At 73.2% G+C, this 26,695-nt stretch carries 21 protein-coding genes and 1 pseudogene; 15 read left to right on the top strand and 7 right to left on the bottom strand.

Going from position 1 to position 26,695, the window contains the following annotated elements:
* Positions 1 to 72: 72 nt before the first annotated feature.
* The 4 genes from ACZ4Z1_RS00520 (at position 73) to ACZ4Z1_RS00505 (ending at position 2,763) form a co-directional block, all read left to right on the top strand.
* Positions 73 to 468, top strand: a complete 396-nt coding sequence (locus ACZ4Z1_RS00520) for a tautomerase family protein (protein ID WP_468484833.1) — start codon at positions 73 to 75, stop codon at positions 466 to 468.
* A 206-nt stretch (positions 469 to 674) separates the two neighbouring features.
* Positions 675 to 1,448, top strand: coding sequence for an IclR family transcriptional regulator (locus tag ACZ4Z1_RS00515; protein ID WP_468484370.1), 774 nt, complete (start codon positions 675 to 677; stop codon positions 1,446 to 1,448).
* Positions 1,445 to 2,302 (top strand): SMP-30/gluconolactonase/LRE family protein, encoded by an 858-nt coding sequence (locus ACZ4Z1_RS00510; RefSeq protein ID WP_468484369.1) that lies wholly within the window; start codon positions 1,445 to 1,447, stop codon positions 2,300 to 2,302. Before ACZ4Z1_RS00515 ends, ACZ4Z1_RS00510 begins: the two co-directional genes overlap by 4 nt.
* Positions 2,303 to 2,451: 149 nt before the next feature.
* Positions 2,452 to 2,763: a DUF5133 domain-containing protein gene (locus tag ACZ4Z1_RS00505; protein WP_468484368.1), complete on the top strand. Its 312-nt coding sequence runs from the start codon at positions 2,452 to 2,454 to the stop codon at positions 2,761 to 2,763.
* A 124-nt stretch (positions 2,764 to 2,887) separates the two neighbouring features.
* Here the strand turns inward: ACZ4Z1_RS00505 and mmsB are convergent, their stop codons facing one another.
* The 6 genes and pseudogenes from mmsB to ACZ4Z1_RS00475 form a co-directional block, all read right to left on the bottom strand.
* Positions 2,888 to 4,129 carry a multiple monosaccharide ABC transporter permease gene (gene mmsB / locus ACZ4Z1_RS00500; RefSeq protein WP_468484367.1) on the bottom strand — a complete coding sequence of 414 codons (1,242 nt, stop codon included), beginning with the start codon at positions 4,127 to 4,129 and terminating at the stop codon, positions 2,888 to 2,890.
* Between the two features lie 7 nt (positions 4,130 to 4,136).
* Complete coding sequence (locus tag ACZ4Z1_RS00495) at positions 4,137 to 5,732, bottom strand: ATP-binding cassette domain-containing protein (protein ID WP_468484832.1); 1,596 nt, start codon at positions 5,730 to 5,732, stop codon at positions 4,137 to 4,139.
* Positions 5,733 to 5,782: 50 nt separating this feature from the next.
* Positions 5,783 to 6,902 (bottom strand): annotated as a pseudogene (chvE, locus tag ACZ4Z1_RS00490) (multiple monosaccharide ABC transporter substrate-binding protein).
* Positions 6,899 to 7,909, bottom strand: coding sequence for a hypothetical protein (locus ACZ4Z1_RS00485; RefSeq protein ID WP_468484366.1), 1,011 nt, complete (start codon positions 7,907 to 7,909; stop codon positions 6,899 to 6,901). The pseudogene chvE and the gene ACZ4Z1_RS00485 overlap by 4 nt, the downstream one beginning before the upstream one ends.
* Positions 7,910 to 7,975: 66 nt before the next feature.
* Positions 7,976 to 8,992, bottom strand: a complete 1,017-nt coding sequence (locus ACZ4Z1_RS00480) for a zinc-dependent alcohol dehydrogenase (RefSeq protein WP_468484365.1) — start codon at positions 8,990 to 8,992, stop codon at positions 7,976 to 7,978.
* 11 nt (positions 8,993 to 9,003) lie between these two features.
* Positions 9,004 to 10,164, bottom strand: a complete 1,161-nt coding sequence (locus ACZ4Z1_RS00475; protein WP_468484364.1) for a mandelate racemase/muconate lactonizing enzyme family protein — start codon at positions 10,162 to 10,164, stop codon at positions 9,004 to 9,006.
* A gap of 276 nt (positions 10,165 to 10,440) precedes the next feature.
* Between ACZ4Z1_RS00475 and ACZ4Z1_RS00470 the strand changes: the two genes are divergently transcribed.
* Positions 10,441 to 13,053 (top strand): alpha-L-arabinofuranosidase C-terminal domain-containing protein, encoded by a 2,613-nt coding sequence (locus tag ACZ4Z1_RS00470; protein WP_468484363.1) that lies wholly within the window; start codon positions 10,441 to 10,443, stop codon positions 13,051 to 13,053.
* On the opposite strand, the gene ACZ4Z1_RS00465 is transcribed toward ACZ4Z1_RS00470, so the two are convergent.
* The gene (locus tag ACZ4Z1_RS00465; RefSeq protein ID WP_468484362.1) at positions 12,989 to 13,846 is read right to left on the bottom strand and encodes a hypothetical protein; all 858 of its coding nucleotides are present in this window, start codon (positions 13,844 to 13,846) and stop codon (positions 12,989 to 12,991) included. The genes ACZ4Z1_RS00470 and ACZ4Z1_RS00465 overlap by 65 nt on opposite strands.
* A gap of 653 nt (positions 13,847 to 14,499) precedes the next feature.
* Between ACZ4Z1_RS00465 and ACZ4Z1_RS00460 the strand changes: the two genes are divergently transcribed.
* The 10 genes from ACZ4Z1_RS00460 (at position 14,500) to ACZ4Z1_RS00415 (ending at position 26,624) form a co-directional block, all read left to right on the top strand.
* Positions 14,500 to 14,754, top strand: coding sequence for a CGNR zinc finger domain-containing protein (locus tag ACZ4Z1_RS00460; protein ID WP_468484361.1), 255 nt, complete (start codon positions 14,500 to 14,502; stop codon positions 14,752 to 14,754).
* A gap of 238 nt (positions 14,755 to 14,992) precedes the next feature.
* Positions 14,993 to 17,434, top strand: a complete 2,442-nt coding sequence (locus ACZ4Z1_RS00455) for a SpoIIE family protein phosphatase (protein ID WP_468484360.1) — start codon at positions 14,993 to 14,995, stop codon at positions 17,432 to 17,434.
* A gap of 27 nt (positions 17,435 to 17,461) precedes the next feature.
* The gene (locus ACZ4Z1_RS00450) at positions 17,462 to 17,599 is read left to right on the top strand and encodes a hypothetical protein (RefSeq protein WP_468484359.1); all 138 of its coding nucleotides are present in this window, start codon (positions 17,462 to 17,464) and stop codon (positions 17,597 to 17,599) included.
* Between the two features lie 150 nt (positions 17,600 to 17,749).
* Positions 17,750 to 18,262, top strand: a complete 513-nt coding sequence (locus ACZ4Z1_RS00445; RefSeq protein WP_468484358.1) for a DinB family protein — start codon at positions 17,750 to 17,752, stop codon at positions 18,260 to 18,262.
* A gap of 278 nt (positions 18,263 to 18,540) precedes the next feature.
* On the top strand, positions 18,541 to 19,296 hold the full coding sequence (locus ACZ4Z1_RS00440; RefSeq protein ID WP_468484357.1) for a hypothetical protein: 756 nt from the start codon (positions 18,541 to 18,543) through the stop codon (positions 19,294 to 19,296).
* A gap of 558 nt (positions 19,297 to 19,854) precedes the next feature.
* Entirely contained in the window at positions 19,855 to 21,699 is a 1,845-nt protein-coding gene (gene asnB, locus ACZ4Z1_RS00435; protein ID WP_468484356.1) for an asparagine synthase (glutamine-hydrolyzing), read from the top strand.
* A gap of 30 nt (positions 21,700 to 21,729) precedes the next feature.
* Positions 21,730 to 22,158 (top strand): MarR family winged helix-turn-helix transcriptional regulator, encoded by a 429-nt coding sequence (locus tag ACZ4Z1_RS00430; RefSeq protein ID WP_468484355.1) that lies wholly within the window; start codon positions 21,730 to 21,732, stop codon positions 22,156 to 22,158.
* A gap of 429 nt (positions 22,159 to 22,587) precedes the next feature.
* Positions 22,588 to 23,913: an MFS transporter gene (locus ACZ4Z1_RS00425; RefSeq protein WP_468484354.1), complete on the top strand. Its 1,326-nt coding sequence runs from the start codon at positions 22,588 to 22,590 to the stop codon at positions 23,911 to 23,913.
* A gap of 339 nt (positions 23,914 to 24,252) precedes the next feature.
* Entirely contained in the window at positions 24,253 to 25,377 is a 1,125-nt protein-coding gene (locus ACZ4Z1_RS00420; RefSeq protein WP_468484353.1) for a polyprenyl synthetase family protein, read from the top strand.
* A gap of 74 nt (positions 25,378 to 25,451) precedes the next feature.
* On the top strand, positions 25,452 to 26,624 hold the full coding sequence (locus ACZ4Z1_RS00415; RefSeq protein WP_468484352.1) for an FAD-dependent monooxygenase: 1,173 nt from the start codon (positions 25,452 to 25,454) through the stop codon (positions 26,622 to 26,624).
* Positions 26,625 to 26,695 lie beyond the last annotated feature (71 nt).

Here is a 26,695-nt window from a genome sequence, read left to right as displayed (position 1 = left end):
GGCACTCGCGCACGTGTACCTACTAGTATGTACGATCTTGCTGTTGCTCCGCCGATCGCCCTTGGAGGCTCAATGCCGCTTGTCCGCATCGACGTTCTGGGCTGTGACGCCCGGCGACTGAATGCACTGGGACGTGCCGTCCAAGAGGCACTGGGCGAGACGATGGGTTTCCCGGACGACGATTGTTTCCAGATCCTGTCCGGACATGACGGAGAGCGCGGCGTTCTGCGTCACGGCACCTATCTCGGCGTGCAGCGGGACGACGGCATCGTGTACGTGGCGATCACTTTGCGGGGTGGCCGGCCGGCTGCGCAGAAGCAGGCGCTGTACCGGCGTATCGCCCAGCTCGCCCAGGAATACGCGGGGACGGAACCCCGCAACGTTTTCGTCGTGCTGACCGAGAACACCGATGCCGACTGGTCGCTCGGCAACGGGGAGGCCCAATACCTCGACCGGTTGGGACGGTGATGGGGCGAAGCGGAACGCGAGCGGCGAGGTCGAGGCGGACCGGACGGCACAGCACCGCCTGCGCGGTGCTTTGGGCAAGTGGGGCACCGTCCCCGTTGCCGGCCCCAGGGTCGCCCCCTAGGCTCTGTCCGTGATATCGACGTCTGGCCGGTATACCGAACGCCCGGTGATGCCGGGCGGTTCGGACGGATGAGGGGTGGAAGCGCATGGGGCGGCTCGTGCCCGCGGTGACGCGGGCCCTGGACATACTGGAGCTCTTCCTCGACGGGGACGGCACGCTGTCCGCCCCCGACATCACCCGTAGGCTCGGCCTGCCGCGCACCAGTGTGCACGAGCTGGTCAGTACGCTCGTGGCGCGCAACTATCTCGCCTGCGTGCCGGAGCAGCCGGGGCGGTTCCGGCTCGGAGTGCGGGCGTACCAGCTCGGCAGCCGGTACGCCGAGCAGCTCGACCTGGCGGCCGAGGGGCAGCGGGTGGCGCGTGAGGTCGCCGAGACGTGCGGGGAGACCGTGCACGTCGCGATGCTCGAAGGAGCCGATGTCATCTACGTCGCCAAAGTGGACAGCACGCACGCCGTACGGATGGTGTCCGCGGCGGGCCGCCGGCTGCCCGCGCACTGCACCGCCGTCGGCAAGATGCTGCTGGCCTCGCTGCCGGAGCCCGCACTGGCCGAACGCGTCCCGGAGGGCACGGAGCTGACGGCCATGACGGAGCACAGCGTCACCTCGCCGGCGGAACTGCGCGACCAGCTCGCGCTGATCCAAGACCGTGGTGTGGCGGTGGAGCAGCGCGAGTCCAACCCGGACGTGAGCTGTGTGGCGGCACCCGTACGGGACCGTTCCGGGCGGGTCGTGGCGGCGCTCAGCGTCTCGGTGCCGATGATCCGGTGGAGCGAGGAGCGGTGCGCCGAACTGGCCGCGCTGGCCCGTAAGGGCGCCGGTGAGCTGTCCGCGCGGCTCGGCCACCGGGGGCAGCCGTGAGCCGGGCCTGGGAAGTGGCGTCCGCCGTGCCGGCCCGGCTCGGCGAGGGGCCCACGTGGGACGCCCGTGCCGGCCGGCTGATCTGGGTGGACATCCTCTCCGCCCGCGTCCACGCCTTCGATCCGGCCACCGGCCGCCGTACGGTCCTGGCCACCGAGCAGCACGTCGGCGCGGCCAAGCCCCGTACCGGGGGCGGGCTGGTGGTCAACCTGCGGGACGGCGTGGGCGCGTACGACGCGGCGGGCGCCTTCACATGGCTGTGCCGCGAACCCGTGGCGGGCTGCCGGGGCAACGACGCGGCCGTGGCGCCCGACGGGTCCCTGTGGGCGGGCACCATGGCGTACGACGAGGCGCCGGGCCGCGGCACGCTGACCCGGATCGCGCCGGACGGCCACGCCACCCGGGTCCTGTCGGACGTCACGGTGAGCAACGGCACCGGATGGAGCCCGGACGGTCGCCTGATGTACTACATCGACACTCCCACGCGGCGCGTCGACGTCTTCGACGTCACGGACGACGGGCTGGTGGCCGGCCGCCGCCCGTTCGTGGAGATCGAGGAGCCGGCGGACACGGCGGGCTACCCCGACGGGCTGACGGTGGACGCCGACGGCGGGGTGTGGGTGGCGATGTTCGAGGGCGCCCAGGTGCGGCACTACAGCGCCGGCGGGGAGCTGGAACGCGTCGTGCCGATGCCGGCCGGCCGTCCCACGGCCTGCGCGTTCGGCGGTGCCGGGCTCACGGACCTGTACGTCACCACGGCGCGCGGCGGGCCGGGCAGGTCGCCGCTCGGCGGTTCGCTGCTGGTGGTGCCGGACGCGGGGCGGGGGCTGGCGCAGCCGGAGTTCGCGGGGTGAGACGGGCGGTGCGGCGGGTTTCGGCGGGCCGGTGTGCCGGGGCTGCGTGAGGCGTGTGTGCGCGGGGGAAAGTCGGGGGCGTACGGGTGGGGCGGCCGGGTACACGGAGCGCAGTTGTTCATGGACAGTGGCGAACGAGGAGGCCCCTGATGTTGCTGGCTCACCCTGCTGTACTGCGTGACCTGGTCGAGCAGTACGAGACGCTGCGCGTACTGAACGCGGCGGACGGGAGCCCGGAGGTCCGGCAGCGGATGGACGACGTCGCCTACACCCTGTGCGTCTCCACCGGCACCCGCGACGTCGACACCGCCCTGGTCGCGGCCCGGCACCGGCTGCCGGGCGCCCGGGTCGAGGACGACTCCCTGCTCTCCGAGACGCCCGCCGAGGGCGGCGCCGTACTCACGGCCGGAGCCGCCGGGGCGGCGGAGGCCGGTGGCGGGGCAGCTCTGCCCGCCGCGTGACCGGCCTACGGGCACGCAGCGCCGGACCGGGGCGCCCGCCGTGCCGGTCGCCCGCCGCGCCGGGGCCCCGCCGTCGGACGGCAGGGCCCCGGCGTGCTGCTGCGGGTGTGTCGCGCCGGCGGTGCTACGTACCGGTCCGCCGCTTGTTCCAGACGTCGAAGCCGACCGCGGCCAGCAGTACCAGGCCCTTGATGAGCTGCTGGTAGTCGGTGCCGATACCGACCAGGGACATGCCGTTGTTCAGCACGCCCAGCACCAGCGCGCCGACGACCGCGCCGAACACCGTGCCGATGCCGCCGCTCATGGAGGCGCCGCCGATGAACGCCGCCGCGATGGCCTCCAGTTCGAAGTTGATGCCCGCCTGCGGGGTGCCCGCGTTGAGGCGGGCCGCGTAGACGCAGCCGGCCAGTGCGGCGAGGACGCCCATCGTGACGAAGACCAGGAATGTGACGCGCGCGTCCTTGACGCCGGAGAGGCGGGCCGCCGCGCGGTTGCCGCCGAGCGCGTACACATGACGGCCGACGACCGCGTCCCGCATCACGAAGCCCAGCCCGAGCAGCAGCGCGCACATGATCAGCAGCACCACCGGTACGCCGTGGTAACTGGCCAGCGTCAGCGTGAAGGCCGCGACGGCCGCCGTGATGGCGGCGCACTTGAGCAGCCACAGGGAACGCGGCAGCACCTCCAGCCCGTGGGCGGCCCGGCCCCGCCGGTCGCGCCGCTCGCGCAGCAGGATCCCGGCCACCACGAGCAGCCCGATCGCGAGGGTGGGGTTGTGGTACCGGGTGTACGGCCCCATCTCGGGCAGGAAGCCCTGAGCGAGGTTCTGGAAGGCGCCGGGGAACGGGGACAGCGACTGCCCGGCCAGGGCGATCTGGGTCGCGCCGCGGAACAGCAGCATGCCGGCGAGGGTGACGATGAAGGACGGTATGCCGACGTAGGCGATCCAGAATCCCTGCCAGGCGCCGGCCGCCGCGCCGATGACCAGGCACAGCAGCAGCGCGGCCGGCCAGTGGACGTGGTGCTGCACCATCAGGACGGCTGCCACGGCGCCCACGAACGCGGCCAGTGATCCGACGGACAGGTCGATGTGCCCGGCCACGATCACGATCATCATGCCCATGGCGAGGATGAGGATGTAGCTGTTCTGCTGGACGATGTTGGAGACGTTGTTGGGCAGCAGCAGGGCGTTGCCGGTCCAGACCTGGAAGAGCAGGACGATGACCGCCAGCGCGATGATCATGCCGTACTGCCGCATATTGCCGCGCAGCGCGCGGAACAGCAGGGCACCGGCCGACGGACCGGACCCCGCGCCGGACGGCGGGCCCGCGGGGCGGTCGGCGGGCGGTCGGACTGCGGTGGTCATGGGTGCCTCAACTCTCGTCCGTGGTGGGGAGGGGGACGGCCCTCGGGGGACCCGGCGCCTCCTGGGGCCCCGGCGGCTCGGTGGTCATCAGGCGCATCAGCGCCTCCTGCGACGCCTGCGCGCGGGCCAGTTCGCCGGTCACCCGCCCGGCCGCCATCGCATACAGCCGGTCGCACAGCCCCAGCAGTTCGGGCAGTTCGGAGGAGATCACCAGCACCGCCTTGCCGCGGGCCGCCAGCTGCCCGATCACCGTGTGGATCTCGTACTTGGCGCCCACGTCCACGCCACGCGTCGGCTCGTCGAGGATCAGCACGTCCGGATCGGCCAGCAGCCACCTGCCCAGCACGACTTTCTGCTGGTTGCCGCCGCTGAGCCAGCCCACGCGCTCGAAGACCGTGCGGGTCTTGATGCCCAGCGACGTACGGAAGTCCTCGGCCGCCCGCCGTTCCGCGTGCCGGTCGACCACCCCGCGCCGGGCCAGCCGGGGCAGCGCGGCCAGCGAGATGTTGCGGTGCACGGTGTCCAGGAGATTCAGGCCGTAGGTCTTGCGGTCCTCCGTGACGTAGGCGAGGCCGTGCGCCACCGCCTGCGGCACGGTACGCAGGACGACCGGCCGCCCGCCGAGCCGCACCGTGCCGCCCGCGTACCGCCCGTAGGAGCGGCCGAAGACGCTCATCGCCAGTTCGGTGCGGCCCGCGCCCACCAGCCCGGCCAGGCCGACGATCTCACCGCGCCGCACGTGCAGGGACGCGCCGTCCACCACCTTGCGCCGCTGGTCGGCGGGGTGGTGCACGGTCCATCCTTCGACGGTGAGCGCCGCTTCGCCCGCGTCAGGACCCGTGTAGCGGGTGCGCGGCGGGAAGCGCCGGTCCAGGCCGCGGCCGACCATGGCGCGGATGATGCGCTCCTCGGGGACGGCCGGCGGGTCGCCGGGCCGATCCCGTACGGTCAGCGTCTCGACGGTGCGCCCGTCGCGCAGCACCGTCACGGTGTCCGCGACCTGCCGGATCTCGCCCAGTTTGTGCGATATCAGTACGCACGCCACGCCCTGGTCGCGCAGCCGGCGCACCAGGTCCAGGAGGTGGTCGCTGTCGGTGTCGTTGAGCGCGGCGGTCGGCTCGTCGAGGATGAGCAGCCGGACGTCCTTGGCCAGCGCCTTGGCGATCTCCACCAGCTGCTGCTTGCCGACGCCGAGGCCGGCGACGCGGGTGCGCGGGTCCTCGGCCAGGCCCACCCGTTCCAGGAGCGCGGACGCCTGCCGCAGCGTCTCGTACCGGCCGATGACACCGCGCCGGGCCCGCTCGTTGCCGAGGAAAATGTTCTCCGCCACCGACAGGCAGGGCACCAGCGCCAGTTCCTGGTGGACGATGACGATGCCGCGGCGCTCGCCGGCCCGGATGTCGCGGAACGCGCAGCGGTCGCCGTCGAAGCGGACCTCGCCTGCGTAACTGCCGTGCGGGTACACGCCGCTGAGCACCTTCATCAGGGTCGACTTGCCCGCGCCGTTCTCCCCGCAGACGGCGTGGATCTCCCCGACACGGACGGTCAGCCGTACGCCGTCCAGCGCGGTGACACCGCCGAACGTCTTGGTGATGCCGCGCATCTCCAGCACGGGCGCGTCCGTGTGCACGGTTTCCGCGTCCCGGGGCCCGCTCACAGGGCACCACCCAGGTCAGCGGCCTTCAGGTACCCCTCCTCGACGAGGATCCGGGTGTTGCGGCGGTCCACGCTGACCGGGTCGAGGAGGTAGGCGGGCACCACCCGGGCCCCGTTGTGGTACGTCTTCGCGTCGTTGACCTGCGGCTTCCTGCCGTGCAGTACGGCGTCACCCATCAGCACCGCCTGCCGCGCGAGCTTGCGGGTGTCCTTGTAGACCGTCTGCGTCTGCTGCCCGGCCAGGATGGACTTCACGGACGCCAGCTCCGCGTCCTGCCCGGTCACGACGGGGTACGGCCGGGCCGGCGGACCCGTAACCGACGCTCTTCAGGGCCGAGATGACGCCGATGGAGATGCCGTCGTACGGGGACAGCACCGCGTCCAGCCGGGTGGCGCCGTAGTGCTTGCTCAGCAGGTCGTCCATCCGCTTCTGCGCCGTACCGCCGTCCCAGCGCAGCGTGGTCGCCTGGTTCAGCGCGGTCTGGCCGCTGCGCACCACGAGCTGTCCGCGGTCCAGGTACGGGCGCAGTTCGGCCAGCGCGCCGTTCCAGAAGTACTGCGTGTTGTTGTCGTCGGGCGACCCGGCGAACAGCTCGATGGTGAACCGCGCGCCCTCGCGGGCGTCCAGCCGCAGCGCGTCGGTGATGTAGCGGCCCTGGAGCCGGCCGACGCGGGCGTTGTCGAAGGAGGCGTAGTAATCGACGTCCGGGGTGCCGAGCACCAGGCGGTCGTACGAGATCACCGCGGCCCCGGACTCCTTGGCACGGCGCAGTACGTCGGTGAGCGCCGAGCCGTCGATCGCCGCCACGACCAGCAGCCGGTGCCCTTTGGCGACCATGTTCTCCAGCTGCGCGACCTGGTTCTCCACCCGGTCGTCGCCGTACTGGAGATCCGTGCGGTAGCCCCGGGCCGCGAACTCCCGGGCCATGTGGCGGCCGTCGGCCAGCCACCGTTCGGAGGACTTGGTCGGCATGGCGATCCCGACGGTGCCGCCGGTGCCCTCCGGCCGGTAGCGGCTGCCGCCCTTCGCCTCCTGCCCGCACCCGGCCAGTCCGAGGCCCAGCCCGAGCGCGGCGGCCACGGCGGTACGGCGGGGTATGTGTACGGGGGAGGTCACCGGGCCTCCTCGGGGGCGAGGGGTCCGTACGGCGCCGGTCGCCCGGCCTCCTCCGGTACGGGGAAGCGGCGCAGCTCGCCCGGCAGCCGGGAGCCGGGCGGCGACATGCGGCCGTCGGCGCCGAGCCGGGCCAGCAGGTCCAGCACCAGCCGTCCGCGCCGCACCCGTTCGCGCGCGCAGTCCAGGGCGGCGGCGCGCAGCTGCGCGCCGTACGGGTACAGCACGGGGGAGCGGCTGAGCCCGAACTTCAGGTACAGGGGCGCGCCGCGCCGGACGAGCTGTGCCACGTCGTACATCCGCACGTATCCGCCGAGGTCGTCGGGGGATTCGACGTAGAAGTCCATCGGGGCGCGGGAGACGCGGCGGATCTGGGTGAGCTGGTCCAGGGTGAGGTCGCTGGGCACGTTCAGGGAGTCGGCGCCGAGCCGCTCGTAGATCTCGTACGACGCCGGGTTGACCGGCCCGATCAGCGCGGAGACCTTGAAGGTGGTCCCGGCGGGCAGGGCGCCGGCCGCGCGCAGCCGGTGCAGCAGCCACAGCACGCCCTCGTCGGCGACGAGCAGACAGCGCACGCCCAGGCCGGTGGCGCGCAGCGCGTCCTCGACGCAGCCGGCCACCGCCTCCTGGCCCCGGGCGCGCGGCCCGGCACCGCCGCCGACGTCCCAGGTGCCGCGCGGCCCGGTGAACAGGCACAGCTCCGTACCGTGCGCGGCGCAGGCGTCGAGCATCTCGGTGATCTCGGTGTCGGTCAGCATCCAGACACCGCTGCCCTGACTGACACGGTGGACGGGCACACCGAGCCGCCCGGCCTCCGCTAGGGCCGCGGCCAGCACCTCCGGCCCCTCCACGGACGGCACTTCGGTGCGCCAGGTGCCGCCGTCGGGGAACGCGTACGGGGAGGCGTCGGCGGGATCGTCGGCGGGGGCGGCGTGGCCGAGCGGCGCGAGGGCGTGGTCTGCCGGGTGGCGGAAGGGAAGGGGCCGGGAGAGGGGTATCGGCTTGGGCATGAGGCTCCTTGTTCGGGATGCCGGGTGATGTTCGAGGGGCCGGACGTACCGTCAGGGCACAGGCCTTCACGCCGACGGGCGCACCAAGACCTTCCCCACCGTCGGATCACCGCTTCCGACGAGCGCGACGGCCTCGCCCCAGCGCTCCAGCGGAAAGGTGTGGGTGATCAAGGGCGCCGGATCCAGCAGGCCCGTGGCGAACACCCGTACCGCATGGGTCCAGGCGGCGGACGGCGCGCCGAAGACGCCGCATACGGTGAGGTGGTCGGTCACCAGCCGCGCCGGGTCGAGGCCCCGGGCACCGGTCCCCGGCAGCCCGACCAGGACCACCCGGCCGCCCCGGCGCGCGAGTTCAGCCGCCGCTGCCGCGGTGCCGGGCGCGCCCGCGGTCTCGACCACCACGTCGAAGCCGCCGGGTGCGCCACCGGGGGAGCAACTGCCGGTCGCGCCCATCGCCAGGGCCTGTTCGGCGCGCGCCCGGCGCGGGTCGACGGCGATCAGCTCGGCGGGGGAGACGGCGGCCAGGAACCGTACGGCCAGCAGTCCGAGGGCGCCCGCGCCCAGGACCGCGACGCGGTCGCCGGGCACCGCGCGGGCGGCCAGCGCGGCAGCGGCGGCCACCGCGGCCGGTTCCAGCAGTGCAGCGGCCGCGAGGTCGGCGTCGTCGGGCAGCGGGTGCAGCAGTCGGGCGGGTACGACCAGGGTGTCCGCGAACGCGCCGGGCCGGGTGAAGCCCGTCTCGTCGTACGCGGCGGCACACAGCGAGGTGTCACCGGCCCGGCAGCGCTCGCACGTCAGGCAGGTACGGAAGTTCTCGCCGACGACCTTGCGGCCCGTCAGCCCGGGCGGCACGCCGTCGCCGACGGCCGCGACCGTGCCCGACCACTCGTGGCCGGGGACGAGGGGGTAACGGACGTACGGGCCCGGCCGTCCGCCGTCGTACACCTCGCGGTCGCTGCCGCACAGCCCCGCCGCCGACACCCGCACCAGCGCCTCGCCCGGGCCGGGGGACGGGGTGGGGGCGCTCACCAGGCGGTGGCTGCCGGGCCGTTCGACGAGGACCGAGCGGGTGCGTGCGGGCACGGCGACGGCGGTCACCGGGGCCCGGCGTCCGGATCGCGCCGTTCCCACCCCTCGGCCCACAGGTCGAAGCGGGCGGGCCGCTGCGGGAACTCGGCCGCCGCGTCGATGTCCAGTTCGACGCCCAGACCGGGCGTGTCGGGCAGCGTGAAGTAGCCGTCCACCACCTCCGGAGCGCCCTTGACCACCTGCTTGATCCCGGCGTCGGCGAAGTCGTTGAAGTGCTCCAGGATCTTGAAGTTGGGGGTGCAGCCCGCGAGCTGGAGGGACGCGGCGGTCAGCACGCCGCCGCCCACGTTGTGCGGGGCGAGCAGCAGGTAGTGCGTCTCGGCGGTCGCGGCGAGCTTGCGGGTCTCCAGAATGCCGCCGAAGTGGCCCACGTCCGGCTGGACGATGTCGGCGGCCTGTGACGCGAACACCTCGCGGAACTCGGCCCGGTCGTGGATGCGTTCCCCGGTGGCGATCGGTGCGTCCACCTTGCCGGCGACCTTGGCCAGCGCCTCGAGGTTCTCCGGTGGTACGGGTTCCTCCAGCCACGCCGGGTCGAACGGCGCCAGTTCGCGGGCCAGGCGTACGGCGGTGGCCGGGCTGAACCGCCCGTGCATCTCCACCATCAGCTCCCGGTCCGGGCCGATCGCGTCCCGTACCGCCTCGATGAGCGAGACGGCGTACCGGGTGGCCGCCGGGTCGAGTTCGAGGTGCCCGGTGCCGAACGGGTCGATCTTCAGCGCCTGGTACCCGCGGTCCACCACCGCGCGGGCGGCGGCGTGGTACCCCTCCGGGGTGCGTTCGGTGGTGTACCAGCCGTTGGCGTACGCCTTGACGCGCTCCCGCACCCGGCCGCCGAGGAGCTGCCAGACCGGCACGCCGAGCGCCTTGCCCTTGATGTCCCAGCACGCCGTCTCCACGCACGCGATGCCGGACATGACGATTTCCCCGGCGCGCCCGTAATCGCCGTACTTCATGCGCCGCACCAGGTCCTCGACCGCGAACGGGTCGGAGCCGGTGACGTGGTGTTCCGCCGCCTCGCGCAGATAGCCGAGGAGGGCGTCGGTGCGGCCCAGCATCCGGGTCTCGCCGACGCCGGTGAGGCCTTCGTCGGTGTGGACCTGTACGTAGGTGAGGTTGCGCCAGGGGGTGCCGACGACGTGCGTGCTGATACCGGTGATGCGCACGGGAGATGACCCTCCATCGTGTTCGATATTTCGTCACGCGTCCGAAATGGTGGCGTGACCGTAATGAGCGCCGTCGGACGGTGTCAATGGGCGCGCGGGGGATCGCCGCCGTTCACCGGATCGGGTCAGGTGCTGCCGCTGCGCCGGGTGTTGACGCGGCGCGGGCCGGGGCGCATCCTCCCTCGCTAGATGCGCGGCATCCCGTACGGCGTTCGAGATACCGAACAGTAAATGCGGCAACAGGCCGAACGTGGTCGAGGGGAGAGGGATCCCATGGTGACTGAGCACCTCCGTCCGGAACCGGTCCCGGACGGGCCCGGACGAAGAGCCGTGATCGCCGCACTGGGCGCCACGGCCCTGACCGAAGCCCTGCGCACCGGCGCAGCGCCGCCCGCCGCCGCGGCCCCCGGGCCCGAGCTGCCCGCCCCCGCCGCCCACTGGGACTTCGGCGAGGGACACGGCACCACCGCGGCCGACAGCTCCGGCCACGGCCGCACCCTCACCCTGCGCGGCGGCGCCGCCTGGGGCAGCGGACACACCGGACCGGGTCTCGCCCTGGCCGGACGGGCCTGCGCCACCGCCGCCGGACCCGCCGTTGACACCTCCCACGGCTTCACCGTGACCGCCCGCGTCCGCCTCACCGCGACCGGCGGCTACCGCACCGCCGTCGCCATCGACGGCACCGCCGTCAGCGCCTGCTACCTGCAATTCCGCGACGACACCCAGGCCTTCGCCTTCACCCGCCTGCCCAGGGACGCCGCCGACGCCAACGGCGCCGCCGCGGTCGCCGGCGCGGGATCCGCCCCCGAACCGGGGCGCTGGTACCACCTGGCGGGCGTCGACGACGCCGCGGCAGGCGTCTTACGGCTGTACGTCGACGGCGTACCGGAAGGCGAGGTGCCCGCCCCGGGTGGCTGGCGGGCCACCGGCGCCACCACCGTCGGACGCGGTCTGTTCGCCGGCGCCGAGGCGGACCACTTCCAGGGCGGCGTCGACGACGTACGCTGCTACGACACCGCGCTGACCGGCGCGCAGGTGGCCCGGCTGGCCGGCGCACCGGAACGGGACACCACACCACTGCTGGCCGTCGACGCCCGGCGGCCGGGCCCCGTCGTCCCGCCCCGGCTCGGCGGCATCTTCTTCGAGGACATCAACCACAGCGGCGAAGGCGGTCTGTACGCCGAACTCGTCAACAACCGCAGCTTCATGGCCGACCCGCGCACCCCGCTGCACTGGAGCCCGCTGGGCGGCGCCACGATCGCCCTGGACCCCACCGCACCGCTCAACGAAGCGCTCACCCGGTCCCTGCGGATCACCGTGCGCGGCCCCGGCTCCGGCACGGCCAACGACGGGTACTGGGGCATCCCCGTACGCCCCGCCACCACCTACCGCGCCTCGTACTTCGCCAAGGCCGACGGCACCACCGGGCCGCTCACCCTCGCCCTCACCGGCACCGACGGCACCGTGTACGCGCGGGCCGCCGCCCCGGCCCCCGGCCACGACTGGCACCGCTGCGACCTGACCCTGCGCACCCCGCCCACCGCCCCGCACACCACCGACGCGCGCCTGACGGTGACCACCGCGGGCACCACCGGCACCACCGGCACCCTGTGGCTCTCCCAGGTCTCCCTCTTCCCGCCCACCCACCGCGACCGCCCCAACGGCCTGCGGCCCGACCTGATGGCCGCACTCGCCGCGCTGCGCCCCGCCTTCCTGCGCTTCCCCGGCGGCAACTATCTCGAAGGCGACGTCATCGCCGACCGCTTCGACTGGAAGAAGACCATCGGCCCCGTCGAACAGCGCCCAGGCCACCGCAACTCCGCCTGGGGCTACTGGTCCACCGACGGACTCGGCTTGCCCGAGTACCTCCAGATGGCCGAGGACCTGGACTGCGAGCCGGTGCTGTGCGTGTACGCGGGCTACTCGCTCAAGGGCGAACACGCCACCGGCGACGCCCTGCGCCCCTTCATCCAGGACGCGCTCGACCAGATCGAGTACGTCACCGGGCCCGCCACCTCCCCCTGGGGCGCCCGGCGCGCCGCCGACGGCCACCCGGCGCCGTACCCGCTCAGGTACGTGGAGATCGGCAACGAGGACTGGTTCGACACCTCCGGCTCCTACGAGGAGCGCTACGCGGCCTTCCACGACGCCCTCACCCGCACCCACCCCCACCTGGAACTCATCGCGACCACCCCCGTCCGCAGCCGCCCCTGCGACCTCATCGACGAGCACTACTACCGTTCACCCGCCGCCTTCGCGGCCGGCGCGCACTTCTACGACCGGCGCGACCGTGCCACCCCGAAGGTCTTCGTGGGCGAGTGGGCGGCGCAGGAAGGACGTCCCACCCCCAACCTGCGGGCCGCGCTCGGCGACGCCGCCTGGCTCACCGGCATCATCCGCAACAGCGACCATGTGGTGATGGAGTGCTACGCGCCCCTGTTCAGCCACGTACGCGACAACACCTGGGCCACCAACCTCATCGCCTACGACGGCCTGACCAGCTACCACTCACCCAGCTCCTACGCACAGCAACTGCTGCGCACCCACCGGGGCGACACTGTCCTGCCCACCAGGACCCGCGCCCTGCCGGGCCTGAGCGCCGTCACCACGCGCGAACGCCACACCGGACGGCTGTACATCGCCGTCGTCAACACCGGCGGCACGCCGCGTACCACCCCCGTACGGGTCGACGGCATACCGGACATCGCGACCACCGGCCGGGCCGAAATCCTCACCGGCCCCGGCCCGGAAGCCACCAACACACTCACCGCCCCCACCGCGGTGACACCCCGCTCCGTTCCGCTCAGCGGCCTCGGCGCGCGCTTCACCCACACCTTCCCGGCGTACTCGGTGACGGTGCTGCGGCTGGAGGGGGGAAGGCGCCGCTGAACGACGCGTCGTTCAGGAACGCGGTCTCCCGCACCGTGGCGATGAAGGCTTCACGGGCCGACTCGGCCTGCTCGATGAGCGGATCCCGGACCAGACCCCCGATCATGCGGGACCAGGCAGCGGGGCGGCGGTCGGCGAGCGCGACAACCCGAGCCGCCTCCTCGCCGGAGAGGGCACGGCTCTCCGCAAGGCAGTACTCCAGCAGGCCCCGGCCCTCCCACCTCTCCTCCTCGTCCTGGTCGGGCCACCCCTGAAGGATGGTCCACGCCGTCCATGCCGCGCCGTGGCGGTCGTCTTCGCAGTCCTCCGGGTCACCGGGACACCAACCGCCTTCCAGCGCCTCCAGCGCGGCACGCAGCACCGCCCGGTCGACGGCCAGGCGCCCCAGATACCGGCACTGCGACCGAAGGCGCTCGGCCGGGGCCAGCAGCACGGGCGGGGCGATGAGCTCCAGCGGGGCGTAAGCGTCCTCCACCGCCATGGCGTGGTCGGCGAGGAGCGCTTCCCGCTGACCGTGGCCGACACCCGGCAGCCGCTCGACCGTCCGCACCAGGGCACCGGCGGCACGGAGGAACTCAGCGCACGCCGCACCGAGCGCGCCACGCCGCCACCGCTCGTCCTCGTCGCGCCCCTGCGTCCGTACGGCCTCCACGGACGCGTCGGCCTGGTGCCGCCCCGCCACGACCGCGGCCCGAGCCGCCCGTTCGGCGCCGCGCTTGCCCCACCACGCCGCCACGAGCGTGACGGGCACCAGGAGCAGAGCGGCGACGGCGCCCAAGTCAGCCATCTTCATGGGCCTCATCCTGCCGGGTGGGCCCTGTCAGGAGCGGCTGTTCCGCACAGATCACGACACCGGTCGGCCACTGCCTCCTGCCTACTGCCCTCTGCCGTCGGCCTACCGGCGTCGGCCTACCGGCGTCGGCCTACCGGCGTCGGCCGACCTCCGGCCGTGCCGCCTCCCCTTCACCCTCCCTCCCGTCCGCGCGAAGAACTCCACCAGGGCCTCGGCCGTCTCCGTGGGCCGGTCCTCGGGCGAGACGTGGCCCGCGCCGGCAATCGGGTACGGCGGCGGCGAGCCGGTCGCCGGTGGCGGGCGGCAGCCACTGGTCCTCGGCACCCCACAGCACGAGGGTGGGCGTCGTGACCTCGCCCAGCCGCGCCACGACGTCGCGGGTGTCCTCGTGGCGGACGGCGCAGACCTGGTCCACCCAGCGCTGCCGGCCCTCGAATCCCGCCCAGGGGCGCAGTAGGCAGCGACGGCCGCCTCGGACATCGGCTGATGGCAGGCCGTCCGGCCGGGGAGGACCTGGAACACGTCCTCGCGCTGCGCCGGGAACTGCGGGCACTCCTGGAGTCCGGCAGCGAGGACCGCGTCGCCGACGGTGCCAACGCGCTGCTCGGACGGGCGGCCCTGCAGGTGTCCATGGAGCGCGACGCGGACGGCCGATGGCAGTGGTATGCCGGTACCGGACCCCGCTCCTCGCTCGCCGACGAACTGGCCGCGGTGACCGGCGCCGGCCTGCTGGGCGTCCTGCGCACCCTGTCCCACGACCGCATCCGCCCTGCGCCGCGCCCACGTGCGACGGGATGTTCGTCGACACGAGCAAGGCGGGCCGGCGGCGTTACTGCACGCCGGCGTTGTGCGGCAACCGCCTCGACGTCGCGGCGCACCGTGCCCGTCGCGGCACGGCCCCTGAATAAGCGGCGGGTACGGCCCGGACCGGCCGGCCCCGCGGGCCGCACCCGCCGACGTCCGCCACCGCCCCGCCACCCACTCGGCCGAGTGAACCGGCGTCCCGCTCGCCGCCCGGGGCGCGGGGCGGGCGGGCCGAAACGATACTGGGCTCAGCTGCTCAAACCATGGTCTCGGGGTCACCCTGAGGAGTCGCCGTAGGGATGACGGCGCAGGGCCCGGTCGGCGAGTCGAAGGGGCGAAGCGATGGACGCACCGGTGCCGGAGTTCACCGAGCGGCCGGAGGACCCGTTTGCGCTGAGCCGGGCCGCTTCGGCGGTGCTCGACGACGAGGGCACCGTCGTGGGCTGGAGCGAGCGCGCCGAAGCCCTTCTCGGCCATCCGGCGCGGGAGGTGCTCGGGCAGCGGGCGGACGCCTGCCTGCTCCACGAAGAGGGCCGGACCGCCGCCACGGAGGCCGTCGCGGTGGCGCGGCGCGAAGCGGGCTGGTCAGGACTCCTGCCGGTGCGGCACCGCGACGGGCAGCGCGTCGAGCTGGGCCTGCGGGTCCGCCCCGTCGCCCGGGGCGGCTCCCGGTACGAGTGGTTCGTCGTCGCCGCGCCCGCGGCCGAGGTCGCCCAGTGGGAGATCGACCGCTCGGTCCTGGACGGCCTGTTCCGGCGTTCACCGATCGGCCTGGCCGTGCACGCCCCCGACCTGAGCATCCTCCGCATCAACCGGGCCATCGCGGGCATCAGCCGGCGCCCGGCCGCGGCACACCGGGGCCTGCGGATGGCGGACTTCCTGATCGACCCGGACGTGGCCACCATCGAGGAGCGGCTGCGCAGGGTGCTGGAGACGGGCGAACCGCTGATCTTCACCGAGCAGTCCTGCCGCCTGCGGGCCGATCCCGGCCACGAACGGGTGGTGTCGGTGTCCGCGTTCCGGATGCGGAACGCCTCCGGCGCGGTGCTCGGCGTCACCCAAATGGTGGAAGACGTCACCGACCGGCACCGGGCCCAGCACCGGCTCGCGGTGCTCAACCGGGCGAGCGCGCGCATCGGGACCACACTGGACGTGACGCAGACCGCCCGGGAACTCGCCGAGGTCGCGGTCCCCGACCTCGCCGACGCCGTCTCCGTGGACCTGCTGGAGCCGGTCACCCGCGGCCAGGACCCCACCCGGGGGACGTACGTGCCGGTGCACCGTACGGCCGTACGGTCCGTCGTACCGGAAGGGCTGGACGTGATGTACCCGGAGGGCGAGGTGTTCCGCTTCGCCCCCGGTACGCCCCAGGCCCAGTGCCTCACCGCGCAGCAGCCCATCCTCGAACCGGACCTGGCCCACAGCACCGGCTGGTACATCCAGGACCCTGAACGCTCGCAACGGGCCCTGAGCCTGGGCGCCCACTCCCTGATCGTGGTGCCGCTGGCCGCCCGCGGCCTGGTGCTCGGCCTGGTGAGCTTCTGGCGGGCCGAACGGCCGCAGGCGTTCGAGCAGGACGACCTCGTACTGGCCCAGGAGTTCGTCTCCCGCGCCGCCATCTGCATCGACAACGCCCGCCGCTACACCCAGGAGCACTACGGGGCACTGACCCTGCAACGCAGCCTGCTGCCACGCGAACTGCCCGAACAGCTGGCCGTCGAGGTCGCCCACCGCTACCTCCCCGCCGACCCGGCGGCCGGCGTCGGAGGCGACTGGTTCGACGTCATCCCGGTCTCCAGTGCCCGCGTCGCCCTGGTCGTCGGCGACGTCGTCGGGCACGGACTGCACGCCGCGGCCACGATGGGCCGGCTGCGTACGGCGGTGCACACGCTGGCCAACCTCGACCTCGCACCCGACGAAGTGCTCTCCCACCTGGACGACCTCGTCAACCGCCTCGCCGAGGAGCAGGAGTCGGCCGGCGGCGGCCCGGAGAGTCCGCAGGTCATCGGCGCGACCTGCCTGTACGCCGTGTACGACCCGGTGTCCCGCCGCTGCAACATCGCCCGCGCGGGCCACGTACCGCCCGCCGTGGTGGACCCCGACGGGCACATGAGCCTCCCCGACCTGCCCGCGGGGCCGCCGCTCGGACTGGGCGGCCTGCCGTTCGAGTCCGTCGAGCTCGAACTCACCGAGGGCAGCCTGCTGGCCCTCTACACCGACGGGCTGCTGGAGGTGCGCAACAGGGACCTCGACGAGGGGCTGGCACTGCTGCGCGAAGCGCTGGAGCGGCCTGCCCGCCGCCTGGAGGATTGCTGCAAGGCGGCGGTCGACGCGCTGCTGCCCGTCCACCCTCGGGACGACGTCGCGCTGCTCGTCGCCCGTACGCGCGCGCTGCCACCGGAGAGCGTCGCTTCCTGGGAACTGCAAGCCGAACCGACCGCCGCGGCGGAGGCGCGCGAGGTCACGGCCGCCAAACTGACCGCGTGGGGCCTGGAGGAGCTGGCGTTCACCGCCGAGCTGGTGGTGAGCGAACTGGTCACCAACGCCTACCGGTACGGCGGCACCCCGATCACCCTGCGGCTCATCCGCGACCGTTCGCTGATCTGCGAGGTCTCCGACCCCAGCAGCACCGCCCCCCACCTCAGACGCGCGCACAGCACGGACGAGGGCGGCCGCGGCCTCCTCCTGGTCGCCCAACTCACCGACCGCTGGGGCGCCCGCCACACCCGGGACGGCAAAACGGTGTGGACCGAACTGCCTCTGCCGACTCCGGCGGCTGACTGAAATGCTGTGGATGGCTGAAACGCTTCTGTGCGTTCCGCCGCCGCGGTGGCCATCGCGCAGGCCAACGCCGTCCTCGTGTCCGGTCTCTCGGTGTCTGTCGCCCGGCAGCGGATCGTGCGCCGTGGGTTCGGGGCCCGGCACGGTGTACTGATCGGCTGGCGCTGACCGCCGAGGGGCGGGCCGTGTACCAGCGGCACCCGACGGCGCTGCGAGCGATCGCGGCGGGGTGCGTAGACGCCCAGGCCAGCGGCGTTGTCAGACCCTCGTGCCACCATGACGCACATGAGCACACCTGGACGTACCTTCTTGACGGACATGAGCACACCTGACCGCACCTTCCCGCCCGTGGTCGCCGATGAGCGGACCACCTTGGAGAGCTGGCTCGACTTCTACCGCGCCACCCTCGCCCAGAAGTGCGACGGCCTGACGGAAGAGCAGCTCCGTGAAGCGTCGGCGGAGCCCTCGCCGCTCACCCTGCTCGGCCTCGTCCAGCACATGGCGGAGGTCGAGCGGACCTGGTTCCGCAGGGTCCTGACCGGGGAGGACGCCCCCGTGATCTTCAGCTCGGACGCTGACGTACAGCCCGCCGACCGCGGCTTCGGGCTCGACGAGGACGCCACGTACGCGAAGTCCCGCCTCATATGGCAGGACGAGATGGAGCGTGCCCGGGAGAACTGCGCCGCCCACGCGCTGGAGGACACCGGCCTGTTCCGGGGCAGCGAGGTCAGCCTGCGCTGGATCTACTCCCACATGATCGCCGAGTACGCCCGCCACTGCGGTCACGCCGACCTCATACGGGAGCGCATCGACGGCAGCACGGGCGTCTGACCACCGCCAGGTGGGACACGGGGGACCCGGCACGGGGGAGCCGGGGTACGGGGAGGTGGGACACGGGGACAGGGAGCAACGGGGCAGGGGAGATGTGGCCGGGGGTGGGGCAGAGGCAGGTGGTGAGGCGGGTTTACGTATACCGCGCGGCGGCCGGGACTCAGCAGACTGGCGCGTGAGCACGCGTCACCGCGCCACCGGTGCGGTGCGACGGCTGCGGCACCGCACGCCGGCGCGGCCGCCCACCGCACCCCAGGCCACATCGAGCGGAGGGCATCGTGGCGGACGACTCGACGGCACAGGACCGGCAACTGCTGCACGACTACGCCCGGGAGACCCGCGACCCGTACGTCCAGCGCCTGCTCGGGGAACTGCTCGGCCACGTCAACCGGGCGGGCTTCGATCGGACGGCGGGCGCGGGCGGCGGCAACACGCGCGACCTCGGCCAGGGGCGCTACGCCGTCTCCTACGACTACCCGCCGGGCATGTCGCGCAGCGATCACCTAGCGGTGCTGGTCCACGAGCTGACCCACGTCGCGGTCAACCAGGCGTACGACTCCCGGATGCTGAACTTCCGGGTGCCACGGCTGTCCGAGGCGGAGGACGCCCGGGTGGGGACCGAGACACCCGGGCGTGAGGAGGACCACCAGAACGCCCGGTTGGGGCGGGTGGACGCACGGCGCCGCGACGCCTTCGTGGACCTGGTCGTCGGCAATGTGCGGCGGCTGCTGGACGAACTGCCCTCCTCCCGGCTGACGCCCGAGCGGCAGCGGACGATACGGACCAAGCTCACCGACCACATGCGGGCCCGCCCGTACCACGAGTACGACGGCGTCCTCTCGCACATACTGACGTGGGCCGACCTGGACGGGGCCGACCGGTCCTCGGCCTTCTACCGGAGCCTGACCGCGATGGTGGCGCAGGCGGCCGACTGGCGGGCCGCCGGCGACATCACCCTGCCCCGGCGCCGGCGCGGCTTCATCCGCCGGGTGGGGGGTGTGCTGGGCAGGGCGCTGCACGTCTTCCGCAGGTAGCGGGCCCGGGCGGCGCCGGAACGATGCCGTCGCGGCTGCTTGTGCGGTCACGGCTGCCCATGCCGGGATACCGGTCGGCCGCCGTCGCGACCACGCACGCCGCCAGGTATGGCTGCGCCCCACGCCCAACCATGCCGTTGGGTTCGGCGTACGCCGCATCACCCGTCGCCTGCCGTCACGCCCACCCGTCCCCAACCCGGGCTCGGCCCATGCCCCGACACGCGCCGGCCGTGCCGCGCGCCCCGGGTAAAGCCTTCCCCACATTGTCGTAAGCAGCGGTTCATCCGCCGGGCCCTCCCCGGTCCGCCCCACCCACCGAACCCGCAGATCAGAACCCGTGTCGAGCCCTCAAGTCGCCGGGCGGCGGGTTGCGTTGGGCGGGTCGCCCTGTGTTACGGGCAGGTTGACGGAGCGGCATCGCGAGGAACACCCTCGTTATATAGGTGCTCGATACAACTGACCCGCGAGGGCGTAGCGCCGCCGGGCTCCGCCGTGCCCGCGCACGGCTGGCCGCTGCCGGGCGGACCGCCTCCCGGGCCGGACACAGGAGGACATGGCATGTGTGGCATCACCGGCTGGATTTCCTTCGATCGTGACCTGCGTTCCGAGCAGGAGACCGTCGACGCGATGACGGAGACGATGTCCTGCCGCGGGCCCGACGACCGCGGTACATGGGTGCAGGGACCGGCCGCTCTCGGCCACCGCCGCCTCGCGATCATCGACCTGCCGGGCGGGCGCCAGCCGATGACCGCGCAGAAGGCGGACGGCAGCCCGGTGGCCATCGTCTACTCCGGCGAGGCGTACAACTTCCGCGAACTGCGCGAGGAACTCACCTCCCGAGGACACCGGTTCAGCACCGAATCCGACACCGAGGTCGTGCTGCGCGGCTACCTCGAATGGGGCGAGGCGGTCGCCGAGCGGCTGAACGGCATGTACGCGTTCGCCGTCTGGGACGAGCAGCGCCAGCGGCTCGTCATGGTCCGCGACCGGATGGGCATCAAGCCGTTCTACTACTACGAGACGTCCGACGGCGTGCTGTTCGGCTCCGAGCCCAAGGCGATCCTCGCCAACCCGCTCGCCGACCGCAGCGTCGGCCTCGACGGCGTCCGCGAACTCTTCGCCTTCGTCAAGACGCCCGGCCACGCCGTGTGGGACGGCATGTACGAGGTCGAACCCGGCACGGTCGTCACCGTCGACCGCGGCGGCCTGCGCCGGCACGTGTACTGGTCGCTGGAGGCCCGCGCCCACGAGGACGACCGGGACACCTCCGTGGCCCACGTGCGTACGCTGCTCGACGACATCGTCCGCCGCCAGCTCATCTCCGACGTCCCCCGGTGCACCCTGCTCTCCGGCGGCCTCGACTCCTCCGCCATGACCGCGCTGGCCGCCCGTCAACTGGGCGACGTGGGGGAGACCGTACGCAGCTTCGCCGTCGACTTCGTCGGCCAGACCGAACACTTCGTGGCCGACGACCTGCGCGCCACCCCCGACACGCCGTACGTGCACGACGTGGCCCGCCTCTCCGGCACCGACCACCAGGACATCGTCCTGGACTCGGACGCCCTCGCCGACCCCGAGGTGCGCGCGAAGGTCATCCGGGCGCGCGACATACCCATGGGCTTCGGCGACATGGACGCCTCGCTCTACCTCCTCTTCAAGGCGATCCGGCAGCACTCGACCGTCGCCCTCTCCGGGGAGTCGGCCGACGAGGTGTTCGGCGGTTACAAGCAGTTCTTCGACGAGGAGGCCCGCCGCGCCGAGACGTTCCCCTGGCTGGTGCGCGTCGCCGAGCACTTCGGCGACGACGGCGACATCCTCGTCCCCGCACTCGCCGACTCCCTCGACCTGCGCTCGTACGTGCAGGACGGCTACCGGACCGCGATCAAGGACGTACAGCGCCTCGACGGGGAGAGCGACTTCGAGTACCGGATGCGCAAGATCTGCTACCTGCACCTGACCCGGTTCGTGCGCATCCTGCTCGACCGCAAGGACCGCGCGAGCATGGCCGTCGGCCTGGAGGTGCGGGTGCCGTTCTGCGACCACCGGCTGGTGGAGTACGTCTACAACACGCCGTGGGCGCTGAAGTCCTTCGACGGCCGCGAGAAGAGCCTGCTGCGCGAGGCCACCGCCGACGTCCTGCCGAAGTCGGTGTACGACCGGGTCAAGAGCCCGTACCCGTCGACGCAGGACCCCAAGTACGCGGTCGCGCTCCAGCAGCACGCCAAGGACCTCCTGTCGAGCTCCTCGCACCCGGTCTTCGAGATCGTCGACCGCGCCTGGCTCAAGCGGGCCGTCGACCACGCCGCGCCGCAGATCACCCAGGCGTCCCGGAAGGGCCTCGAAAAGACCCTGGACCTGGCCCTGTGGTTGGACATCTACCGGCCCCGCCTTACCCTTTCCTGACCCGAACCGGGCGGCGGGATGGGCTGAGCGATGACAATCGGTGACGATGCGGCACTCCAACTGGTGATCTCCCTGCACCGGCTGACGCGCAGCCTGCGCAGGGCCGCCGCCGCGGGCGGCATCCAGCCGACCCAACTCGCCGTCCTGGCCATGCTGACGCAGCGTGGCCCCTCCCGGATCGGAGAGATCGCCGCCTGGGTCCCCTGCTCCCAGCCGACCGCCACCGCGGCCGTGCTGGGGCTGGAGACCGCCGGTCTGATCCGCCGCGAACCCGACCCCGCGGACGGAAGGGCGAGCCGCGTCCTGGCCACCGAACGCGGCGCGACCGCGCTCGCCGACGTCGCACGCGGCGAGGCCGAGGTGCTGGCCAAGCGCCTCGTCGCGCTGCGGCCCGACGAGATCCGCCAACTCGCCGAGGTCGAACCGCTGCTGCGGCGCCTGGCGGAGGCGGGGGACTGACGGGCATGGCGGGGCTGGTCCGGCCAGGGAAGGGGCGGTCGGACCGGCCGGATGCGGCGTCCGCCGCACCGCTACGACTGCTGCCGGTCCGCTCCGGCTGCTGCCGTACTGCTTCGACTGTTGCCGGTCCGCCCGGGTAGACGGAGCCCGGGCGGTGAGATCCGCCGTTTCCTCGGTGCGATGGGCCAGGCTGGGAGCATGACGGAGCGATCACCGACGACCGGGCCGTCCGAGACGGAAGGGGCCGGAACGGAAGAGACCGGAACGGAAGGTTCCGGGACAAAAGGCTTCAGGGCGGGGGAGTGCGGGCCGCAGGGGCCCGGGACGGAACCGCTCACATCCGAGCCGCCCCCGTCTTCGCCATCACCCCCACGCCCACCATCACCCCCACCCGTCCCCGGCGCGCGGCGCTGGGCCGCGCTCGCGGTCATGCTGTGCGGGACGCTGCTGGCCAACCTGGATGTGTTCATCGTCGTCGTGGCCGTCCCGTCCTTCTCCCGCGACCTCGGCGCCGGTGACGGCCAGCAGCAGATGGTGCTGGCCGGTTACCAGCTCGTCTACGCACTGGGCCTGATCACGGGCGGCCGCCTCGGCGACATGTACGGCATCTTCCGCGTCTTCGCGGTGGGCATGACCGTGTTCGTCATCGCCTCGGTGGCGTGCGCGCTGGCACCCACCGCTACAGCGCTCGTCGTGGCCCGGCTGGTACAGGGCGCGGGTACGGCACTGCTCGTACCGCAGGTCTACAGCGCCGCCCGCACCCTGTTCCGAGAGCGCGAGCAGCGGGCGGCTTTCGCAGCGGCCGGAGCCGTCATGGGGCTGGGGGCGGTGTCCGGGCAGTTGCTGGGGGGTTGGCTGATCGGCGCCGATGTGTTCGGCCTGGGCTGGCGTTCGGTGTTCTGGGTGAACGTCCCGATCGGGCTGGCGGCCCTGTGCGCGCTGCCCTTCGTGGCCGTACGGGGCGGACGCGGGCGGATGAGCCTGGACGGTACGGGGCTGCTGCTCGGCGCCGTGGCGCTGGCGGCCTTCTCCGTACCGCCGGCGTTCGGCCGGGATCTGGGCTGGCCCTGGTGGGTCTGGGTGTGCCTGGGCCTCTCCGTGCCGGCGGGCACCGCCTTCGCGTTCCACGAACGCCGGGCCCAGTGCCGGAACCGGGCGCCGCTGCTGCCACCCGCCCTCCTGGCGGGCCGTTTTCCCACCGGCCTGCTGCTGATCGCCCTGTTCAACAGCGGCCTGAACGCCTTCTTCCTCGTCCTCGGGCTTCATCTGCAACAGGGCCTGGGCTGGGAGCCGATGGAGGCGGGCAGCGCGATGCTGCCCCTGGCCGGTCTCTTCGCCGTGCTGTCGTTGCTCGTCCCGCGGCTGCGCGCGGTGAGTTCGCGGCACCTGCTCGTCTGGGGCGGTTGCGCGGCCGCCCTCGGGTACGCGGCAGCCGCCGGCAGTGCTCTGGCCGGGCAGTCGGCTTGGCTGCTGTGCTCACTGGCCGTCGTCGGCGCGGGCCAGGGGCTGTTCATCACTCCGGCCCTCACCGCGACGCTGCGCACCGCGCCGGAACGTTTCGCGGGCTCGGCGTCCGGCGTGGTCTCCACCGTCCAGCAGACAGCCGCCGCGGTCGGCGTCTGCCTCCTCGGGCTCATCTATTACGGACTCGTGGACTCCGGAGCGGCCTCCGCCACCGCCTTCGCCCTCACGGCCACGGCCATCGCAGCCGTCTCCGCCGGCGCGGCGGCGCTGGCCTTCCGGCTTCCGGCCTAGGCCGCCGTGCTCTGCCGGCCCGCCGCCTCGTCGCACCACTCCCGTCAGTGCCTCGGTGCCGGCCAGGCCGTCCAGCACAGTGCGTTGCCGCAGCGCGTTCGGTGACGGCCTGTTGGTCGATGGCGACCAGGACCAGACTCTGCTCGTCGCCGAAGCAGTGGTGGATCTGCGGCCGCCTCCCTTCCGTCGGCGTACCGCCGGTGGGCGGCATCGAGGACCCGAAGCGGGGCGGCAGGGCCGCCGCGCATGAGCCAGGAGGACCCGGGTAGCCGAACGTGGAACCGAACCAGCCCAGTTGACGGAGCAGCACCTTCTGAGTTCGTCCCACCGGAGGTACGCATGTCCAGCACGACGGCACGGGCCGACGACGTGATCGCCCGACTGCTGCCGGAAGTCGCCGCCTTCATCGACCGGCAGTTGGCCGACTATCCGGACGCCTGCGGACCGCTGCGCACCGCCGTGCGGCAGGTGATCGAGCACGGCCGTCACGAGCGGAACGAGACCGCGCTGCCGCTGCTGACCCACGCGGCCATCACCGGCGTCCCGGAGCCCGCCGTGCCCGTTGCCGCCGCCCACGCACTGTGGTGGCGGGCGGCCAACGCCTTCGACGACATCGCGGACGGGGACGCGGGCGCCGCGATGTACGGGGTCGGCACCGGGCCCGCCCTCATGGCCGCGCTCGAATGCGGCCACGGGCTGCCGCTGCGTGCCCTCGCCGCCCTCGACCTCCCCGCCGCCCTGCGCGAACGCCTGGTCAGTGACTATCTCGACGGCTGGACCCTGACCAACGACGGCCAGATCAGGGACCTGCTCAACACCGCGGCGACGGCCGACCCGCAGACCGTACTCACGACGTACGAGCACAAGAGCGGCTCCTCGTACGCCATGGCCTGCGGTATGACCGCGCGGATCGCCGGCTGTGACGACGCGGCGGTCGGGGCGTGGCGGACGTTCGGACACGTGGTCGGCACGCTCCTGCAGTTCCGCAACGACGAGGAGGACCTGCGCGACGAGCGGGAGGAGGACATCCGTAACGGCACCGCCACCTACCGCCTGGTGTGCGCCCTGCGCCGGCTCTCCGGCGACGAACGGCAGCGGGCCCTCCGGCTCGTGCGGGAGGCGGCCGACAGCCCCGACGGCCGGGCCGAGATCAAGGCCATGCTCCTGGACCCCGCCGTGCAGGCCGCGACGCTCGCGGTACGTGACGGCCTGCACCGGCAGGCCCACGGCCTGCTCGATCAGCTGGCCGTGCCCTCGGAGTTCACCACGGCGCTGCGTTCCCTGGTCGACGCGGCCGCCGCGCGAGCGGCCACGGCGGATGTGACGGGTACGGCGGACGCGGCGGACGCGGAGGCCGGCGCTCCGGTGGCGGGCGCTCCGGCAGGGCACGCGGCGGCTTCCGGCCGGCAGCAGCCGCTCACCGCCGGTCACGCCGCCGGTCAGGCCCGGCTCCGTACGGACTGAGCCCGGCGTCCCGCCCGTCCGGCCGCCCCGACGCCAGAAGACCACAATCCCCGACGCCCGAGGTCCACAGTCCCATGCCTGCTCCCACGGCCCGCCCGCACGCCCTCATCATCGGTGCCGGCATAGCCGGTACGGCCGCGGCGCTGGCTCTGCGCGCCGCCGGCTGGGACGCGACGATCGTCGAGCGGGCCCCGGCCCGCCGCAGAGGCGGTTACCTGGTCTTCTTCCGCGGTGACGGCTACCGTGCGGCACGCCGCCTGGGGGTGACCGACCGGTTGCGGGACCGTCTCGGCCCGGACAGCCGGTGGTTCGAGATCGACCGCCACGGGCGCACGCTGCCGGGCATGCGCCTGCCCGCCGACTCGCGCCGCCGCTCCCTGACGCTGCTACGCGGTGACATCGAGGCCGCGCTCCACGACCGCCTGCCCGACGGCGTCCCGATACGGTACGGCCGCTCACCGGTACGTGTCCGCCAGGCCCCCGACCATGTGCTGACCACCCTCGACGACGCCACCGAGATCCGCTCCGACCTGCTCATCGGCGCGGACGGCAGCCACTCGGCGGTACGCCGCCTGGCCTTCGGCCCCGAGCGGGCCTACCGGTACGACTTCGGGCACGTCGTCGCCGCGTGCATGGTCGGACGGCCACTGGCGGGACTGGCCACGGGCGACACCGCCGTCATGCCCGACGCGGGACGCGCCGCATGGGTGGCCGGGTTCCGCGACTGCGGCCCCGTCGCGTACTTCCTGTACCGCAGCGACGACCCGGAGGCCGAGCTGCGGCAGCCCTCGGCCGCTGTACTGCGCCGGGTCTTCGGCGACTATCCGGGCCCGCTGATGCCCGGCCTGCTCGACGCGGCCGAAGCCGCCGGAACCGTCCATTTCGACCAGGTCAGCCAGATCCGGATGCCACGGTGGACGGACCGCCGGGTGGTCCTGCTGGGCGACGCGGCGTGGAGCCTGAGCCTGTACTCGGCGTACGGTGCCTGCCTGGCCGTGGAGGCCGCCGCGAGTCTCGCGGACGCGGTCGCGGTACGGGACGGGCGCCCGCTCGTCCGATCGGTCGCCGAGTGGGAGCGGCGCACCCGCCCCACGGCCCGCCACCATGCCGACCGGGCACGCCGTATGCAGCACCTGTTCCTGCCCGCCAACCGCAACGTCGCACGGGTCCGCCGTGCCGCCATCCGGCTGTCCCACAGCCCGCTCACCCGGCCACTGGCCCTGCGTCTGCTGCCGCAGCCGCTGTGATCGCGGCCCGGTTCCTGCGTGCCCCGCCACTCCTGTGGGCTGTGGCGGCCTCATGACCTGAGGGAAGACCC

It is taken from the genome of Streptomyces sp. NPDC030165, assembly GCF_055573595.1.
Note: the sequence above shows the minus strand (reverse complement) of the source record. Positions and strands in the feature narration are given on the sequence as shown.